Below are 2,262 nucleotides of genomic sequence, written 5' to 3'. Positions count from 1 at the left end.
TCACCAGCGATCCGAAGGAGCTCAGATGCGACGCACGCTGTTACCCGTGCTGTGCGCGGCGGCACTGGCGGCGACCGCCCTGGCGGCCGTGCCCGCCCAGCCCGCGCAGGCGGGGCCCGCTGCTCAAGAGACGCGTCCCGCCCCGGCCACGAAGGCCCGCGGCGGCGACCAGCCGTACGCCTCCTACTGGCACCCGGACACGATCCTGTCCTGGAACCCGGCGACCGACCCGGACGCGCCGTTCAACCGCTCGCGCGTGCCGCTGCGCCAGCGGGCCGCCGACCCGGCGCTGAAGGCCAACGCGAACGCCCGCGCGGGCGAGGGCCGCGTCGCCTCGCTGGTGTCGTTCGCCCCCACCTCCGGCAACCCCTCCCAGGGGTCCCTGGACGCGAACTACTACGCCTTCGGCCACTGGCAGTACGTCGACACCCTGGTGTTCTGGGGCGGTTCGGCGAGCGAGGGCCTGATCCTCGCCCCCAACGCCACGGTGATCGACGCCGCGCACCGCAACGGCGTCAAGGTCTACGGCACCGTGTTCTTCCCGCCGACCGTGTACGGCGGGAAGATCGAGTGGGTCCGCGACTTCGTGCGCAAGTCCGGCCGCCGCTACCTCGTGGCGGACAAGCTCGTCCAGGTCGCGCGGCACTACGGGTTCGACGGCTGGTTCATCAACCAGGAGACGGCCGGCGGGGACGCCGCGCTGGCGACCGAGCTCCGCTCGCTGATCAAGTACGGGCGAGCCCAGGGCCCGGTCGAGTTCATGTGGTACGACGCGATGACCGAGAGCGGCTCGATCTCCTGGCAGGACGCGCTCACCGAGGCGAACGACGCCTTCCTCGCCGACCCGGCGCGGGTGTCCGACTCGATGTTCCTCGACTTCGGCTGGAACGCGGGCAAGCTGCGCTCGTCCCGGGACCGCGCCCGGTCGCTCGGCCGCGGCGAGCACGAGCTCTTCGCGGGCATCGACACCGAGGCGAACGGCTACGACACGAACGTGCCGTGGGACGCGCTCTTCCCGGCCGGGCAGCCGCACGTCGCCTCGCTCGGCATCTACCGCCCCGAGTGGACGTGGAAGTCGTCGAGCGGCCGGGACGACTTCCGGGCCAGGGACTCGCGGTTCTGGGTGGGCGCCAACGGCGACCCCTCCGACACCTCCACCTCCTCGCCGTGGAAGGGGATCGCCCACTACGTCGCGGAGTCGACCCCGGTCACCGGCAAACCGTTCGTGACGGGGTTCAACGCGGGCCACGGCGACTTCTACAACGTGGACGGGGTGCGGGTGCGCACCGGCGGCTGGAACAACCTGTCGGTGCAGGACGTGCCGCCCACCTACCAGTGGCTCGTGTCGTCGGCCGGCAGCAGGCTCACCCCGTCGATCGACTTCGGCGACGCCTACGAGGGCGGCTCGTCGCTCCGGCTCACCGGCCGTCTCGACGCGGCCAACACCGTGCGGCTCTACCAGACGCGCCTGCCCGTGGCCGCCGGCACCAAGCTGTCGGTCGTGGTCAAGACGCCGGCCGCGGGGGCCACGAACCTCAAGGCGGCCGTCTCGTTCACCGACGCGCCGGCCACCTTCACCACGTACGACCTCGGCGCCACCGGCGGCACCGGCTGGGAGCGCAGGACGTTCGACCTGTCGGCGCACGCGGGCCGGACGATCGCGCAGCTCGCCCTGCGGGCCGAGGGGAACTCCGACTCCTACGACGTCCGGATCGGCCGGCTCGCCGTCCACGACGGCGAGATCGACGCCGCCCCCGCGCCGGCCGCGCTCACCGTGCTGGGCGTCACGGACGTGTCCCCCACCCGCAAGACGCTCCGCCTCTCGTGGTCGGCGGGCCGGCGCGCCCGCACGCCGGACGGCCAGGTGGACCACTACGACGTCTACCGCCGCGATCCGGACGGGACCCGCGCCTATCTGGGTGCCACGACCGGCGAGGCCTACTTCGTGCCGCGGCTCGACCGGGTCGGCGGCGAGACCACGACCACGATCGAGGTCGAGGCGGTGTCCGCGGAGTACGGCCGCTCGGCCCCGGCCACGACCACGGTCTCCTGGCCGACCGGCTGAGCCGGTCGCCGCGCTGCGGGACGGCGGTCATCGTTACGCTCGACTTGTGACCGACGTACGCCGTCCCACCGAGGCGGCCGGGCGCGACGGGATAGCCATTGGCAGGCGACGCGCACGCGTGGCGGTCGGCCCGGGGCAGCGCACCGGCCGCCACGCCCCCACCCGACCCCGGCAACCGCCCCGGCGGCGAGGCAGCG

The 2,262-nt window shown here is 73.5% G+C and carries 1 protein-coding gene; it reads left to right on the top strand.

Going from position 1 to position 2,262, the window contains the following annotated elements:
* Positions 1 to 25 precede the first annotated feature (25 nt).
* Positions 26 to 2,065, top strand: coding sequence for an endo-beta-N-acetylglucosaminidase (locus DQW85_RS24165; RefSeq protein ID WP_113702329.1), 2,040 nt, complete (start codon positions 26 to 28; stop codon positions 2,063 to 2,065).
* The last annotated feature ends 197 nt before the right edge of the window (positions 2,066 to 2,262 follow it).

The organism is Nonomuraea lactucae, assembly GCF_003313395.1.
Taxonomy (GTDB): Bacteria; Actinomycetota; Actinomycetes; order Streptosporangiales; family Streptosporangiaceae; genus Nonomuraea; species Nonomuraea lactucae.
This window is presented reverse-complemented; position numbering and strand designations above follow the sequence as displayed.

Coding starts and splice junctions, on each gene's coding strand:
- DQW85_RS24165 (WP_113702329.1), top strand. CDS start 26: ATGCGACGCACGCTGTTACCCGTGCTGTGCGCGGCGGCACTGGCGGCG.